Raw genomic sequence first — 16,476 nt, forward strand, 5'->3', positions numbered from 1 at the left:
GATTATGCCGAGTAACTGGGAAAGCCTGGACGCAACGCTGCGCGAGTCCGTGCAGCACAACGTGGAGATCTACGAGCGCGTCCGGCCTGCCCTGAAGCTGGTCACCAGGGACGTCCTGCTGGTCCTGCGCGACATGCTCAAGGACACCGAGGTGACGCCGCTGTTCGTCACCGGACGGACCAAGACGGTGGAATCGTTCAAGGAGAAGATCTCCCGCACCGAGGAGCCGCTGGAGCCGGGCGGGCCGCGGCTGCTGAAGTTCCCGGATCCGTTCCGGACGCTCAATGACATGGTGGGCATCCGCGTGATCACCAAACTGCCGGCGGAGAATGCCGCGGTGGCCAACATCATCAAGCGCCAGCGGCAGCTGTTCGACTGCCGCGGCGACCGGGAGAAGGACATCGGGTCCATCGAGTCCGGCACGTACGGGTACTCGAGCCGGCACCTGATCCTGCGGACCATCCAGAACGAAGCCGTGAAGGAGTACCAGCAGGTCTTCAACCCGGACCTGCAGCCCAACGGCAGCTACTTTTTCGAGTGCCAGATCCGCACCATCTTCGCCCACGCGTGGAGCGAAATTGAGCACGACATCCGGTTCAAGGCCGAGGACCCCAGGGCCTGGACGCCGCACTTCGACCGGCAGTTCACGGCCACCGCGGCAATGCTGGAGACGGTGGAGTCAGCGTTCGCGGACCTGCACGAACGGTACGAGGAAGTGCGAAGCTTCTGGGATACGGAGGGTGAGGGCGCGGCCCCGCTCACGCCGAACCGGATCCGGGACGTGTGGCGCACACTGCTCCCGCACGTGGACCGCAAGGTGGACGACGACTGGGGCTGGGCCGCCGAACTCCTGGCCGCCCACGGGCTCAACCAGACGGTACAGCTGGCCGGTTTGCTCAGTGCCAACCGCATCACAGAGGTCCGCAGGGCCCTGGACCACCGCTACTCCCCCGGCCCGGACCGGCTGATGGATGACCTGCTGCTGTGGCAGTACGGCACCAAGCACATCGACCTCACCGCCGAAGCAGCCGACGCCGTCCCGCACCCGCGGCGCGACAGCCTCCTGCGGCGGCTGCGGCAGATCGAGCGGTACCGGCTGACGAAGAAGTAGGCTACCCCGCCTCGTGGCCGCGGCGGAACGCCGTCACGACGGCGGCGAGGTCGTCCCCGCCATGCCCGGCAGCGAGCGCATCGGCGTACAGTCCCGCGACTGCCTGCATGAGGTCCGGGCGGGTTCCGGACTGCTCCATCGCTTCGAGGATGAGCTGGGTGTCCTTCGCGGCACCTTCGAGCGGGAAGCTGGCGGCGAGGTTGCCGCCGAGCATGGCCCGGCCCTTCGTCTGGGCGTACTGGCTGTCCGAGGCGCCGCCGGCGATCGTGTCCAGGAAGAGCTGGGGGTCCAGGCCGAGGCGTGCGGCGAGGTCGATGGACTGCGCTGCGGCCGCGACGAGGGAGACCACCCAGGCGTTCGCCACCAGCTTGAGCCGGTGCCCGTCGCCCGGGCGCTCACCCACCCAGACGGTGCGTGCAGCGATGGCCTCAAAGACCGGTTCAAGAGCGGCGCGTACCCGGCCTGGCCCGGCCGCAAGAATGATGAGCTTCCCTTCCTCCGCGGGCTGCTTGGTCCCCATGACGGGGGCGTCGACGAACTCGATGCCGGCAGCAGCCGCGTGGGCGGCCAGCCGCTCCGTTGCTTCCAGTCCGAGCGTCCCGCTCTGGACCCATATTGATCCTTTCGGCATAGCGGGCAGGGCCTCGGCCATAACCTCGGCGACCGCGGCCTCGTCGAAGAGCATGGTCAGCACAACGCCTGCGCCCGCGACGGCCTCGGCGGGAGAATTCGCAATGACCACTCCTGCCTCCGCCAGCGGTTCCGCCCGGTCCCTGTTGCGGTTCCACACGCGCACATCGAGGCCCGTTTTGGCGAGGTTGCGCGCCATGCCGGCGCCCATGATCCCGGTTCCCAGGACGGCCAGAGTGGTTGTCATGAACTTCTCCCTAAGATGTCTGACCTTTTCTTCTGACTCTACCGGGGGCATCCAACAAACTCGCGGCTGGCCGAGTCCACGCCTGCGGGACGGGAGTAACGCTGCAGTAACGCCTCCACGGCTAGGTTCGGGGCTGCATCAGTGGCAGGACGTTGGAGAATGTCGAGCCGGTCCGTTTGGGGGTGCGAGCAGCGTGGCGGACAGGAGTGCTCGACGTCTCACCTGGCGTCCGGCCCGTTCGTTCGTCTTGGAGGATGGTCATGAACTACGGCACTCTGCTCGGTCACATAGCGCGCATTCACCCGGCAATATGGGATGCAATTCATCCACATGGCCCCTTGATTCGGCAAAGATTCGATACTGTCGCCCTGAACCCTCAGCCGCTGCCTCCGAAGGAGATGGAGGAGAGGTTGCAGCTGGAAGCCGGATTGATGGCACGCGAGTTGGTGCGGCTTGCGGTCGAGGCCGACATCCGCGGCGATGATCCCGTACGCCTGGTGGGTGAACTGATAGATGACTGGTGCGGCACGCCGTGGCCCCGCAAATGGCCCTTCCCGTGGCCCGGGCCGGGACCAACCGATGGTCCCCACCTCGACCCCTTGCACGTGAACAGCGCCAGGGTCGTCGGCGCAACCGTGTTCGCATCTTACGCATCCCGGCTCGGGGAAGGACCGCTCCGGGAGGCCTTAGCTGATGGGGCCGAGCGGCTGGCTCAAACCGCGGTTGGGGGGTGAGGTCCCGATGTTGGTTGCCTGCATGACGGAAGTTGATCATCGAACAGGAGGGCGTTTCCAATGAGCAGCTTGGAATCCTTTAGCGGAATCGGCGTCTACGAGATGCAAAGCGCCGTGTCCAGGGAAGTTAAACGAATCATGGCCGAGGCCGGTGGCGACCGCCTCAAAGCCGACAAAATTGTGCTGGCCAAGCTTCATGAGCTCAATTTCATCACCGAAAAGGAGTTGCCTGTCCTGAGCCATATTTGCGAGCTCGGCCACGCCGCGACTGCCGGGAAGCACGACGCTGAAAAGGCATATCAGGAAGTCAAGAAGGCGTATGAGGAGCTCCTGGTCAAAGGAAACGCGAGTCCGGTTGCTCTCGCCTATGCTTCCGGCGCGGTCGGGTCCTACGTGTCCGGCGATGGCGGCGAACCGGGCGGGTCGATGGTGGTCTTCAAAAAGTCGGGCGGTAACTGGCAAGGCACCCTCGCCGGTGCTGGCGCAGTCATCGGTGGTTACTTTGGAGGTGCGGGCGGAGCCGCTGTGGGCGCCGCTATCGGAGGCGTGGTCGGCAAGATCGTCGACGACTGCTGAGTCATGGACGGTGACAACAGGCGTGTCGTCGCGCATTAGATACCAGGAAACCTATAGCTTTAGGCGCTTAGGGCGGCAAACCCGGGGAGTTTCGACGCGGTGCGCTTCGAAGCAATGCCGCTTCTGACATGCGGGAACATCCAATACGGCCAACGGCCGGGCATTCTCGCAGCTACTTCTACTCCGGTGGTTAAGAGCCGATAATTGGTCTTATGTAAAGCTGAACCCTGCGTATTGCATCAGATGCAAGATTGTCCCCTTCCCCATGTAGGTGTGACCGGCGGCCTCTAACCGGCTTTGAGACTGTCAGCCCTCGCACTCGACGCAGTACGACTGGCCGTTGCTCTCCCGGGCCAGCTGGGACCGGTGCCGGACGAGGAAGCAGGATGAACAGGTGAATTCATCCTTGCCTTGCGGGATGACCTGGACAACGAGTTCCTCGGAGACGATTTCCCCGCCCGGGGTCAGCCCCTCGTCGAGGGCATCTGCTTCATCGAGTTCGGTGACGACGCTGCGGGCGTCCGGGGCGCTGGCGGACTTCAGGGCCTCCAGGGAGCTGTCCTGAGACTCCTTGACGTCGGAACGGACTTCGTCGTAATCGGTTGCCACGAAGGTGCTTCTCGATTCTTTCGCTTGGTGTGGTGCTTTTCTGACGACACTGCAACGTGCACGGTTGCACCGTTGTTCCGACGCTCCAACGACAACTGCCTTAGCCAAGATCTACGGGCAAGATCTATTGGTCTAGGGCTGGCGCCTACGCATGTTGACCCTAAGCTCGGTCCCCCGGTCCTCCACTGAGCTGACGACTCCCTGCGTGCGGAGATAATCGGCCAAAGCTTGGTGGCTGTCGGTGTTCGGGATTGACGGACGCTTGCCGTTGGCTTCGCTGAGTTCCGAATACTTCCCGCCGAGTGCGCTCAGGACAGGGCCGAGCTGGGAGAGCGTCAGGGACGAAAGGTGAGTTTGCAAGAGCGGGAGCACGATGCTTGCCTCGATTCCTTCATCGGCTAGGCGTGCGACATCGGTAAAGGCGAGAACTTTGTCGCGTTTCAATGCATAGGTTGCGACGTCAGCCAAGGCAACTCGCGACGCACCATCGGTGAACTCATCGAATCGGTCGACGAGGGCGTCCTTTACTGCAACCGGAACGACCTTGCTGCTGATGATGGTAGCGACATGTGGGGTCACCTGAGCGGGTGTCATAAAGGACGCAAAATCCCGCGATTTGCTGATTGCTAAAACGAGGCCAACCGAGTCGGTCATCTTGATGGCGGCGAAAGTATCGGAGTCGTCGGCGATGACGTTCTCACCAATGAGGTAACCGATAAGTCCACCAGGCTCCGAGGGAACCATCGAGGCGGGGATGTAGTCATCGAGCTGAAGCGTGCCTGCAAGTCGCGCTCGGAAACGTGCGGATGGGATCTCATTCTTGGCCCGCATGATAGCCAAGGCAACCTCCACCTTTGTGGCCTCCTCGGCGCCATCCCTAGCGTCGATTTTTCCGGCGTTTTCAAGCACTCCTGCGAGAGCTAAGTCGACTCCGTGCTGCTGAATGTAGGCTTGGACGTTCGTGAAAGTGGCCGGGAAGCGTAGCCCTTTGGCAAGTGACGGCCATGATGTTGGCGGTACGTCGGCCAACTCGGTTACGAGACAATTTTCGGCGGCCCTTGCGATGACATCTGGAAGGTAGTCTTCGGCGGCCTCGCTGACATCCTTGATGGTGTCAACGAACAGATCGACACCGACTACGGTGGATTCGTTCTCGTGGAGCGCAGCGAGGTAGCCGGGAAGGTCCGAGAGAACCCGGTTGTAAATCGGGCGACTAGCTTGCGCGATCGCGTCGAGATTTAGGCCATGCTCAGAGGCGAGTGCCGCGCGAAGGTTTTCCCGGGTGAGGTCGTAGCTCCCCTCCGCAACGATTACAGTAAAAACATTCTCGCCAAGCGGGCCGATCAGCGGAAGTTTCATCCCTGCCATCTTGATGAGGGCGCCGATGCGGGAAGCCTGTGCCTGAGTCGTGTCGTCATCGGTAAATGCGCTGAGCTTGGCGTAGCTGCCGAGAATGTAGTTTCGGGTATCAGCGTTGAAGACATACTCGACATCGCTACTGAGTGAAAGAAGTGCGGCGTTTACCAACTGCTGGCCCGTCTGTTCGTCGAACTGCGCGTCTGTGATCAGCAGGGTGAACAGGTTCGGCCACTTTCCCGCAAGGTCTCGGACGAGGGCTTCTCGGTTTTGGCCTCCCTCGAGGTAGGCAAGGAGAAACTCTCGCTCCGCGTCGCCATTTTTCCTCAATTGTCCTGTGAGGATGTCTGCGGCTTCGGGCGCTGCGTACAAGAGTCGGTCGAGGACACTGATGTTGTATGCCGACCGCTCTCGGAGAATTGCCTGACCCTTCTCGTGAATGATGGCATCGACGTCGTCACCGGTCAGAGTGAAGAACATATCGGTCACGTTTGGCTCGATGTTCTTCATCATGAAGTTGGTTGCGTTAGCGCTGATTCGCTCACCGTGGAAGGTTGACGTGTATAAAGTGAAGTTTCGATCGACGTAGCCTGCCGCCACGAGCTGCTCGGCGAGTTCCGATTTGAGTTGCTGCTGCGCCAGTTGTGCGAACGTTAGGCTTTTCCCGTCTCGCTCCAGAGTTTCGTTCCGACCCATTAGGGTGCTCATGTCTGCGTGTGTGAGGAACTCCCGGTCGGACAGAGCCTGCCTTATCTCGCCATCAAGGCGTGCTTGTTCCGCCTCCACCCAGGCCTTGCTGCTGATCGGTTCGTCCAATTCGTCCGCAATGTCGGCTCGGGTTAGGGTGAGCGTGCGATTCCCCCAGCTCGGATGGTAAAACGTGACGGATAGTTTTCCGTCTGACGCTGCGAGTTCGTCCCAGAATCCTGCAGAACTAAGAGCACTCTCTGAAACCGGCTTCTGGTTAAGTGCGAACGACTGAATTTGTTGGCCTTGCAGCTCCCACAATTTAACCTTAATGAGCTTTAAGAGCGCGACTCCGAGGATGGTGCTTTGCTCGGCGCTTACTCGGGCCTTCGACCGTGCCGCGCGGTTACGGCGGATTTTCGTACTCAATGCATAAATATTGGTTGAAACCAGCTCACGTGAATCTTGGTAGAGCCTGTCAATGTTGCTCTTGCCGAGCTTGATGAGTTCAAAGTCGGACAGATGCGTGCTCTTGTAGAGCATCATTGCGAAGAGCTTGTCGTGCTCGAGGTCAAGATCGCCTGTGTCGATGACCTGGCTTTTGAAGATCGCGAACTCGTTGCGGACATTCTTGATAAGGCGCATGTCTGCGACATGGCGGGCTGCCATATCAATGAGGTCATTAGATATGTCGGAGTCGATATCCTTCATCGTGTCGACGATAAGGTCGCGTGCGCTCCGGTGGGTGATAAACGGTACGACTGGGATGACTAGGTCGAAGAACTTCGTACGATTGGCGCGAGCAACCTCAGCTTCCGCTGCATCCTCATGGCGCGGCGCTGTGGGCTGCTTGTTGGCAGCGTCAAGTTCTTCTTTCGCGCCCCGGGCGCCGAGCTCATCAAAGATGCTGTCCTTGATGGCGTAGACGAATTGGATGCGTCGGCGCTTGAGCTGCTGGGCGCCATTGAGGATGCCGTTAAGGGACCGCAGAGTCTCGAAGATGTGGGCGTCGTCAAACCTGTCGATGTCCTCGAAGATGACAATGTCACGCTTGATGATCTCAAAGAAATAGACGATCTCGTCGAGGTACTCATCGAAATAGGTAGTTGACTTCGCTGACAAAGAAATCGTTGCCGACCCAGCTGTGATCTTGTCAATTTGGATACGGTTGTGAAACACAGATCGGAACGCCATGGTCAGCGACACTGCCGTGGTGAAGACTAAACCGTGAATCAGCAGGGCCCACTCGGCCGGCAGCGGAATGAGCTTCGAAAGCGACTCCGTCCACCCGGTCAGGTAGAAGACTAGGGTGATAGGCACTGACAGCAATGCAGAAAGGCCGAGCTCCGGCAAGAACCGGAATCGCGTCATCCGCCGATAACGTGAACCAGGCATCTTCACCGGATCCTGGCTATAAAGCAGTTGTTTGACGATCTCCTTCTGAATCCGGTTCGTCTTTGTGGTCGAATCCGTCCCCGCCGATGCTTCCATGTCCGGTGCGTCGGGAAATCCGAGCGTCGACAGCGAGATCGAGATGACCTTGCGGCTATGACGTCGCGCGAGCTCCTCGAGGATACTGCTCTTGCCCACTCCGTAGCTTCCCGTGAGCGCTACGTTCAGAACGGGCTCTGTGCGAGATGCGAGGGCGTGCTCAAGAGCATAAAAGTAAACGCCGTGCTTCTCGGCATCGTAGCGAGGAGTCAACGGCAATAGTGTGACTGTGGAGTTATCCGTCTTCCCGAGCTGGCGTAACCAGTCCAGCGCCTTCTCCAGCAGCAAGACCGTTGTTTCTGTGGCCGCGATTGCAAACGTTCGGAAAGCCCAAGGCTCTCGTGTCCGAGGCTGGTCGATGGGCTGCTGCGGCTCATTGGTCATTCAGTGATCGTAGGCCGAACTTAGATGTCTTCTTTCATAACGACACTTGTGCCGTCAGCCGTCCCGCCATGTTCCCGGGGTTGCACACCTCCTACAGCCAGCTAGAGGCGTAGACCTTGAACCTTGCCGACATGGATTGCAAAGAACCTGCTGAAAGCGGTCCTGGAAGAAGCCAAGGAAAACTAGCCGTCTCCCACACCCAGCCTCCTTCGGGGGCGGGCCAAGAGTTACTGGTCGGCCCACTCCCCCAGGTTATTCCTAATGGGTGACTCTCCAAGGACGATCGTTGCCGGCGCCCCAATCATGACCGCCTGTCTATGTGCGGTACACCCCACCCAGATGACCTGGACACCTTGTCCTGGCATTCTTTTGAGAGGAGCCTAAGACTCAACCTGACAGGACGATGGTTGGAGGCGGCGGTGGCAGGACAACGAATCGGGTACGTCCGAGTAAGCACTCTTGACCAGAATGAGAAACGCCAGCTCGAAGGCCAGGTACTGGAGCGGGTCTTCACGGACAAGGCCTCCGGCCGGGACACAGCCAGACCACAACTGACCGAACTGCTGCGGTTCGCCCGGGACGGGGACACAGTCGTGGTTCACAGTATGGACCGGCTCGCCCGCAACCTGGATGACCTGCGGGCCCTTGTGCAGGGCCTCACGCGCAAAGGTGTGCGGGTGGAGTTCGTCAAGGAGAGCCTGGTCTTCACCGGCGAGGACTCCCCCATGGCCAACCTCATGCTGTCCGTCATGGGTGCCTTCGCCGAATTCGAACGCTCCCTCATCAGGGAACGCCAGCGGGAAGGCATCGCTCTGGCCAAGCAGCGCGGGGCCTACAAAGGACGGAAGAAGACCCTCACACCCGACCGGGCAGCCGAACTCGTTCAACGCGCAAACACCGGTGTTCCGAAAGCACTCCTTGCCCGTGATTACGGGATAAGCAGGGAGACTGTCTACCAGTACCTCCGCAACGCAAAGTTTGAGTGATCCGCTCCCCTGCCTGGCCGTCAAATCGCCATGGACCGCACAGCCGTTAGATTTACAGAATATCCGTTATCGGCGTTTCAAAACGGGCAGGGCTGGGCTGCAAAGGAGTTGCCAGCGGATGCGCCCGCTGCAGTGGCCGGGTCTGGTGCCGGGGATAGGATGGCGCTTGGGGCACCGGTGGTGCCTGGGAAAGAGGGCTGGAGCCCTAGGGAAGGTGACGGCGGTTGTTCCTCGGAATCGATATAGGAACGGGTAGCAGCAAAGCCGTTCTCGTCACTTCTGACGGGTCGATCATCGATACCGCAATCGTCCACCACACGATCTCCCTGCCGCGCGCCGGTTGGGCTGAGATGCTTGCTGAAGAAACTTGGTGGGCGGAGGTTCAGCAGCTCTGTGGTGAGCTGTTCGCCCGTAACGACGCAAAGGGCGTGTTCGGTGTTGCCGTCAGCGGTATGGGACCATGTCTGGTCGTTACCGACGGGGACTTTGCTCCACTCCGGCCAGCGATTCTATATGGAGTGGACACGAGGGCGACCCAGGACATAGGAGACCTAAACGAGGAGTTGGGGAAAACAGCGATCGTTGCTAGTGGGGGGAAAGACCTGTCGTCACAATCGGTTGGTCCGAAGCTCCGCTGGATTGCTAGGAACGAGCCGGCCGTCTTTTCTGCTGCCAGGTATTGGTTTTCCTGCAGTTCCTTCTTGGTTCAGCGGCTGACAGGCGAGTACGTCCTGGACCACCCCACGGCCAGCCAGTGTGATCCCCTTTACGACATTCACCGGCTCGAATGGATCACTGAACGCGCCCGGGCGGTTGCCGGTCATCTTCCCCTTCCACGGCTATTGTGGCCAGCCGAGGTCGCAGGGACGGTCACCCGGGGAGCGCAGGAGTTGACTGGGATCCCGGTTGGGATACCGGTGTGTGCCGGAACGGTGGACGCCTGGGTGGAGGCATACAGTGCGGGTGTCCGCCGAGCAGGGGACACCATGCTGATGTACGGGTCCACCATGTTTTTCGTTCAACGCCTCGAGGCGCTCCGAAGTCATCCCAAGCTGTGGGTCGCTCCCGGCGTGGAGCCTGGCTCCATTACGCTGTCCGGGGGTATGGCCACATCTGGAAGCCTGCTGACTTGGCTGCAGCGCCTTTTCGGCGGAGCAGATATGGGAGAACTTTTTTCTGAGGCAGCCGCGACGCCAGCCGGAGCGGAGGGCCTTCTCTTGCTGCCTTATTTCGCCGGCGAACGCACGCCACTCCTTGACCCTGACGCACGCGGAATGATTACTGGATTAACCCTTCGGCATGGACGCGGGCACCTGCTCCGTGCCGGGCTCGAAGGGATCTCTTATGGTTTGCGGCAGATGCTGGATCTGGTCGAGCAGGCGGGAGAACCGATCACGCGCCTTCTCGCCGTTGGTGGAGGGCTAAAAGCAGGGCTATGGGCACAGATTGTCAGCGATATTTCAGGACGGCCTCAGATAGTGCCGAAAGTGACGATAGGCGCGAGCTACGGGGATGCCTTGATGGCGGCGGTGGGTACCGGCTGTGTGGGCCCCGACACTGATTGGATGCAAACTGCTCGGATTGTGGAGCCAGACCCTCGAACCGGCGCTGTCTATGAGGACCTCTACCAGCAGTACCTCAGCTTGTATCCTGCCAACCGCGAACATATGCACTTCCTGGCCCGGTGGCAGGAGAAAGACACCACGTGGTAGGCCGGATGGCCCCCGGTTATGCTGTTCTGATGTAATCCAAGGCGGCCCTCGCTGTATGCGAGTCGGTCACCAGCTTGCGGTAGTATCCGGCGCGTGCTGCACCCACTATGCTTGTGGCCTTTTCGGCGCCAACCGCCACACCGACCGTATGGGGGATGGCTCGTAGGTTCTCTTCGGAGGTTGAGACGATTCGGTCACTTCCAGGGAAGGCAATTTGCTTGCCGTGGACGTCGTAGAAGTTCAAGCAGATATCCCCAACTGCGCGAGAAAGCGAATCATCGTCTTTCGGGATAAATCGTGAAATCGAGCTTCGCGTGGTGGGAGGCGCGCCGATGCCGAGAAGCGCACCCTTTGCTGACTCCCACAACCGCTTAATCCTTTGGAAGTCCGGGTCCCGCTGAAGGAACTCATGCATCTCCGGCGAGGGCAGAGCCTGGGTCCAGAGAAAAGCGGGCTGGGCGCCTGTGTGTTCGGCAATCGCACGGGCAATTTCATTTGTTTGGTACCAGGGCTCCGGCTCTGTCTGTCCCCCCACGGAGGGGGCAACGATTACGCCTGGAAGCTTCGGTAGCGGCGCTTGGCTGAGCTCGTAGATTGTGCGTCCGGATGATGCGAGCAGGACGTCGCCGGGGGCAAGAGCCATGTCGGAGATGGCCTCGAAGACCAGGGGCAGCAGACCCCCGCGGAGGCGTCGCGACTGATCTCCGTCGGCCAAGTAGACCTGCTGGATCGATAACGCATCGGCGAGTTCGATGGCCAACGACTTAGATGTCGTCGCGGCGGGATCTACCACTTCAATGCGGACCATGCCTATGCGGCGTGCCTCGGCCAGCAGGCGGCTCACTGTAGGTCTTGAGACGTCGAGTGATTGGGCAATTTTAACTTGGTTTGCGTCTTCGACATAGTACATCCGGGCAGCCTGATAAATCGTTTCCAGCGGAAACTTACTGCTCGTACCAACCGGAGCGAGTGCGGCTTCCGACATGCGATCCCCCATTCCTCCATTCCACAGCAGATGCCTATGCCTCAATAGTAATCGGTCCCAGAACAAAATTTCACAACGGCCGCTCTCAGAAATTTTGTTCTTGACATTTGTTCAGCACGTCGTCAAGCTTGGGTTATTGACGCACGTCACACGTTCCAAGGAGGGAACCATGTCAAGCACTTACGCAGAAGAAGTGGAAAAGCACGTTGCAGTACCGGCAGCGATGCAAGCAGTCATTTGTCACGGACCGGAGAACTACACCTTGGAGGAGGTGGCAACCCCGGTCCCGGCTGAGGATGAGTTGCTGATGAAAGTTGAGGCGGTTGGCGTCTGCGCCAGTGACCTCAAGTGCTACCACGGCGCAGCGAAGTTCTGGGGCGATGAAAACCGCCCCGCGTGGGCACAGAAGGAAGTGACACCGGGCCACGAGTTCGTAGGAACCATCGTTAGCGGCGGCGAGGCCGCCCTCGCCCATCACGGGCTCACACTCGGCGACAGGATCGCCTGCGAGCAGATCGTGCCCTGCGAAGCGTGCCGGTACTGCCAGCGTGGCCAGTACTGGATGTGCGGGCCGCACGACATGTTCGGCTTCCGCAACTACAACGGGGCCATGGCCGAATACCTGGTGGTGCCGCCCAACGCCAGAGCTCACAAGGTGTCCAAGGAACTCGCCCCGGAGCACGCAGCGTTCGCCGAACCGCTGTCCTGCTCCCTGCATGCGGTAGAGCGCGCCAACATCCAGTTCAATGACGTTGTGGTAATTGCCGGCTGCGGCCCGATTGGCCTTGGCATGATTGCCGGAGCAAAAGCCAAGAGCCCACTCACGGTGGTTGCCTTGGACATGTCTGACACGAAATTGGACCTTGCCCGTAAGTGCGGTGCCGACGTCGTCATCAATGTGGGACGCGAGGACGCCGTCAAGCTGGTCAAGGATATGACCGACGGCTACGGCGCGGACGTCTACATAGAAGGAACCGGCCATCCCTCGGCCGTAGGCCAGGGCCTGAATTTGCTGCGCAAGCTCGGAACTTACGTGGAGTACTCGGTCTTCGGATCAGACGTTTCCGTGGACTGGTCCATCATTAGCGATGACAAGGAGCTGGATGTCCGCGGCGCCCACCTCGGGCCTCACTGCTGGCCTGCTGCTATCAAGATGATCGAGTCAGGCATCCTTCCGATGGATGAGATCTGCACACACCAGTTTCCCCTCGACCGGTTCCAGGACGCGCTGGATCTCGTAGGAGACACCACCGGCGCCTCCGTTAAAGTCTCCATCCTTCCCGGTTCCGCCCGCTAACTCAAGCGGCCCGGGGGCCATCGCTGCAGCCCCCATGGAAGCTGAACCACACCTGCCCCTCAAAACAAAGGCGTTTTCCATGAGTACATTTGCCACGCCCGCTGTAGCTTCGCGGGAAAGGCTGCTTGACCGGATCGGCATTCCGCACTCCCTCCGCTGGGGGTTCCTCGGAGTCCTGGTCTTCATGACCGGCAACGGCGTCGAATCGAACTTCATTGCACCCCACATGGCTGGCGCGCTAGGCGGGCAGGCCATGCTGGCCCCCACTATCATCACCATGTACGGCGTGGCCGTCACGCTCGCGTCCTATCTGTCCGGTGCCCTTTCGGATCTGATCGGTCCGCGGCGCGTCATGGCGCTCGGCTTTGCAGCTTGGGTCCTATTCGAGGTGCTGTTCCTGGTTAGTTTGAATGCGGGCTTCACCGCCGGCATCATGGCCAGCTACTTCCTCCGCGGGCTCGGCTACCCGCTCTTTGCTTTCGCATTCCTCGTCTGGATCAACACAGTTGCCCCGAGGAAGAGCAACGGTACTGCAGTGGGCTGGTTCTACGTCATGTTCACTGGTGGGCTGCCCACCTTTGGCTCGCTGTTTGCGCTGACCTTCATCCCGGTCTTTGGCGGGGGTCGGACCGGTGAAGCGCTGACAATGGCCGCCTCGATCGGTCTGGTGACCCTTGGTTTCCTTATCGCTTGGTTGGGCGTCAAGGAGCAGCGGGGCACCCAACGTCTCGCTCCCCCAGGGGAGTCGACAGCGGAAGTCCTTTCCGGCGGTATCCGCCTCCTGGCGCGCGAACCCAAAATCCTCATGGGCTTCATCGTCCGGCTCATCAACACCGCGCCCCAGTACGGTATGTTCGTGATCCTGCCAAGTGTGATCGGCGGCGAATTGGGATGGTCACAGACCCAGTGGTTGATGATGACAGTCATTGTCTACGCATCCAACATCGCCTTCAACGCCCTCTTCGGCGCCATCGGCGACAAGTGGGGATGGCAGCGCACCGTCCGCTGGTTCGGTGTGGTGGGTTCAGCAGTTGGACTGCTGGCCTGGTGGTACGTTCCCCATCTCGTGGAACCGGGCTCGGACTGGGGCTACTGGCTGTCCGTCCTGGCTGGCGTGGCCTTTGGAATCCTACTGGCGGGCTTCGTCCCGATGGGCGCTATCATGCCCGCGCTGACTCCCGATCACAAGGGTGCTGCCATGGCCATGTACACCACAGCTGCCGGCGGGGCAGCCTTCCTCGGAGCAGCGGTAGTGGCCGCTGTCCTGCCATGGGGCGGAAACGCCGGCGTGGTTTGGGCCTTTGTGGCGCTCTACGGCGTGGCTTTCATCCTCACCACCTTCCTGCGGGTCCCGGCCGACACAGCCGGAACCCGCCACCACTAACAACACACCAGATCTCGAGCTTTTGGAGCAACACCATGACCAGGATTTTCAACGACCCCGCGGAATTCGCAGAGGAGCAGTTCGCCGGCTTCCTTGACCTTTACGCGGACCGGCTACGCGGAGTGCCTGGCGGTGCAGTGGCACTGCGTACCGGCGAACCCCAAGTAGCGGTGGTCGTCGGCGGCGGCTCCGGCCACTACCCGGCCTTCGTAGGTCTGGTCGGGCAGGGTTTCGCGACGGGCGCTGTCGTCGGCAACATCTTCACATCGCCTTCGGCGGCCCAGGTCTATTCGGTGGCAAAGGCCGCGCATCAGGGCAGGGGGGTCATCCTGACGTTCGGCAATTACGCCGGGGACAACATGAATTTCGGAATCGCCGCGGAGCGCCTCCGCAAAGAAGGCATCGATACCCGGATCGTGGTGGTTACTGACGACATCGCATCGGCCGTCGAGGAAGACAAACGGCGTGGGATCGCTGGAGACTTCTCCGTCTTTAAGGTTCTCGGTGCTGCAGCTGCCGCGGGGCTGGACCTGGACGGTGTTGAACAGGCGGGGCGCACCGCCAACGCAACCACCAGGACCATCGGTGTGGCATTTTCCGGTTGCACGCTGCCGGGGGCAGACCGGCCGCTTTTTACGGTCGCAGAAAACCAATTGGGTCTGGGACTCGGAATACATGGTGAGCCCGGCATCCGCGACATGCAGATGCCGCCAGCAGCAGATCTCGCCCGCCTGCTGGTGGACTCCCTCCTGGAAGCCGCACCCGGTGGTGCCGGCAAGCGAGTAGCGGCGATCCTCAACGGACTCGGCACTACCAAATACGAAGAGCTGTTCCTCCTCTGGGGATCGGTGTCGAAGCTGCTACGGGAAGCGGACCTGGAAGTAGTCGACCCAGAGGTGGGGGAACTCGTGACCAGCATGGATATGGGCGGTGTTTCACTCACACTGATGTGGCTGGACGAACAGCTCGAGACGTTTTGGACCGCAGACACCTACACTCCTGCCTTCAGGAAGCAGAAAGCCCCCATTGCAGCGATCAGTGGTTTCGCTCAAGACAGCAGCAAGGAAATCCAGGAATCCAAAACGATTCCGGATGCAACCCCAGCCGCACGGTTCCTTGCAGGGAAAACCGTCGATGCTTTGGAAAGCATGGCCCGAATTCTCCATGCTGACGAGGTCCGACTCGGAGAAATCGATGCGGTGGCCGGCGACGGCGACCACGGCCGGGGCATGGTGAAAGGCATCGATGCCGCACTTGCCGCAGCGAGAATCGCCTACGACGGCGGCGCAGGGGCCGGATGGCTTTTGCAGTCAGCCGGTCAAAGCTGGGCGGAACGCGCTGGCGGAACCTCGGGTGTTCTTTGGGGAGCAGCTCTCGAGGCCGCCGGGCGGTCCCTGACAGACAGCAGGACCGCATACACTGACAAGGACCTCGTCACGGCAGTGCGGTCATTCTCCGCTGCAATCCTGGATCTGGGCCGCGCCAGCATCGGCGACAAGACCTTGGTGGACGCGATGCTGCCATTCGTCGAAGAACTCAGCGCAGGCATCGAAAGAAGAACTCCTCTTGCTGCGGCGTGGCGGGCGGCAGCAGCGGTGGCTACTCAAAAGGCGGAAATGACCGCCCTGCTAACGCCAAAGCTCGGCCGCGCCCGCCCTCTGGCTGAGAAGTCCCTAGGCACACCCGACGCCGGCGCAACTTCCTTTGCGCTCCTGGTGAGCGGGCTGGCCAAACTGCCCGTCAGCGCCACGGCCTCCTGACCTCCATCTCCAAAACCTAGATCGAAGGATCAACCTCCCATGACTGGAAAACTCAGAATTGTTGTCGGTTGCGACGACGCAGGCTTTGACTACAAGGAGACTCTCAAAAACGACCTGGAGGCTCATGGCCTCGTAGCAGACGTCCTCGATGTCGGCGTAGCCGCCGACGGGCATACCGCATACCCCCACATAGCGGTTCAGGCCGCCCGGATGGTGGCTGATGGCGCGGCAGATCGGGCACTTTTAGTGTGCGGCACCGGCCTCGGCGTAGCGATCGCGGCGAACAAGGTCAAAGGCGTGCGGGCCGTGACCGCCCATGATTCGTTTTCCGTAGAACGTGCCATTCTGAGCAACAACGCGCAGGTCCTATGCATGGGCCAGCGCGTCATCGGACTCGAGCTGGCCCGCCGCCTTACGAAGGAATGGGTCGGCTACACCTTCGACGAAAGCAGTGCCTCAGCAGACAAGGTCGCGGCGATCTGCGGCTACGAAGACTAACTCAGTAACAACGAACGCCAGTAGAGAGG

General features: G+C 60.7%; 12 protein-coding genes. 8 read left to right on the forward strand and 4 right to left on the reverse strand.

From position 1 onward, the window contains the following. Positions 1-4 precede the first annotated feature (4 nt). Positions 5-1,111 carry a GTP pyrophosphokinase gene (locus AC2JAJ_RS07060; protein WP_486416369.1) on the forward strand — a complete coding sequence of 369 codons (1,107 nt, stop codon included), beginning with the start codon at positions 5-7 and terminating at the stop codon, positions 1,109-1,111. A 1-nt stretch (position 1,112) separates the two neighbouring features. Here the strand turns inward: AC2JAJ_RS07060 and AC2JAJ_RS07065 are convergent, their stop codons facing one another. Continuing rightward, complete coding sequence (locus AC2JAJ_RS07065; protein ID WP_486416368.1) at positions 1,113-2,039, reverse strand: NAD(P)-dependent oxidoreductase; 927 nt, start codon at positions 2,037-2,039, stop codon at positions 1,113-1,115. Between the two features lie 743 nt (positions 2,040-2,782). Here AC2JAJ_RS07065 and AC2JAJ_RS07070 point away from each other — a divergent pair. Beyond that, positions 2,783-3,298, forward strand: a complete 516-nt coding sequence (locus AC2JAJ_RS07070) for a hypothetical protein (protein WP_486416367.1) — start codon at positions 2,783-2,785, stop codon at positions 3,296-3,298. 306 nt (positions 3,299-3,604) lie between these two features. Here AC2JAJ_RS07070 and AC2JAJ_RS07075 read toward each other — a convergent pair whose 3' ends face one another. Further along, positions 3,605-3,907, reverse strand: coding sequence for a DUF4193 domain-containing protein (locus tag AC2JAJ_RS07075; RefSeq protein ID WP_486416366.1), 303 nt, complete (start codon positions 3,905-3,907; stop codon positions 3,605-3,607). A 132-nt stretch (positions 3,908-4,039) separates the two neighbouring features. Further along, on the reverse strand, positions 4,040-7,825 hold the full coding sequence (locus AC2JAJ_RS07080) for a YobI family P-loop NTPase (RefSeq protein WP_486416365.1): 3,786 nt from the start codon (positions 7,823-7,825) through the stop codon (positions 4,040-4,042). A gap of 419 nt (positions 7,826-8,244) precedes the next feature. On the opposite strand from AC2JAJ_RS07080, the gene AC2JAJ_RS07085 reads away from it, so the two are divergent. After that, complete coding sequence (locus tag AC2JAJ_RS07085) at positions 8,245-8,811, forward strand: recombinase family protein (RefSeq protein WP_486416364.1); 567 nt, start codon at positions 8,245-8,247, stop codon at positions 8,809-8,811. Positions 8,812-9,035: 224 nt separating this feature from the next. Then, complete coding sequence (locus tag AC2JAJ_RS07090) at positions 9,036-10,523, forward strand: FGGY-family carbohydrate kinase (protein WP_251421501.1); 1,488 nt, start codon at positions 9,036-9,038, stop codon at positions 10,521-10,523. 16 nt (positions 10,524-10,539) lie between these two features. On the opposite strand, the gene AC2JAJ_RS07095 is transcribed toward AC2JAJ_RS07090, so the two are convergent. Further along, entirely contained in the window at positions 10,540-11,508 is a 969-nt protein-coding gene (locus AC2JAJ_RS07095) for a sugar-binding transcriptional regulator (RefSeq protein ID WP_251421498.1), read from the reverse strand. 169 nt (positions 11,509-11,677) lie between these two features. Between AC2JAJ_RS07095 and AC2JAJ_RS07100 the strand changes: the two genes are divergently transcribed. The 4 genes from AC2JAJ_RS07100 to AC2JAJ_RS07115 all read left to right on the forward strand — a co-directional run bounded on the left by AC2JAJ_RS07100 (position 11,678) and on the right by AC2JAJ_RS07115 (position 16,447). Next, the gene (locus tag AC2JAJ_RS07100; RefSeq protein ID WP_120693640.1) at positions 11,678-12,805 is read left to right on the forward strand and encodes a zinc-binding dehydrogenase; all 1,128 of its coding nucleotides are present in this window, start codon (positions 11,678-11,680) and stop codon (positions 12,803-12,805) included. A 79-nt stretch (positions 12,806-12,884) separates the two neighbouring features. Continuing rightward, on the forward strand, positions 12,885-14,189 hold the full coding sequence (locus AC2JAJ_RS07105; RefSeq protein WP_120693641.1) for an RbtT/DalT/CsbX family MFS transporter: 1,305 nt from the start codon (positions 12,885-12,887) through the stop codon (positions 14,187-14,189). A 35-nt stretch (positions 14,190-14,224) separates the two neighbouring features. Next, positions 14,225-15,949, forward strand: coding sequence for a dihydroxyacetone kinase family protein (locus tag AC2JAJ_RS07110; RefSeq protein ID WP_120693642.1), 1,725 nt, complete (start codon positions 14,225-14,227; stop codon positions 15,947-15,949). A 39-nt stretch (positions 15,950-15,988) separates the two neighbouring features. Next, complete coding sequence (locus tag AC2JAJ_RS07115; protein WP_120693643.1) at positions 15,989-16,447, forward strand: ribose-5-phosphate isomerase; 459 nt, start codon at positions 15,989-15,991, stop codon at positions 16,445-16,447. Positions 16,448-16,476 lie beyond the last annotated feature (29 nt).

The organism is Arthrobacter sp. MOO21, assembly GCF_057369995.2.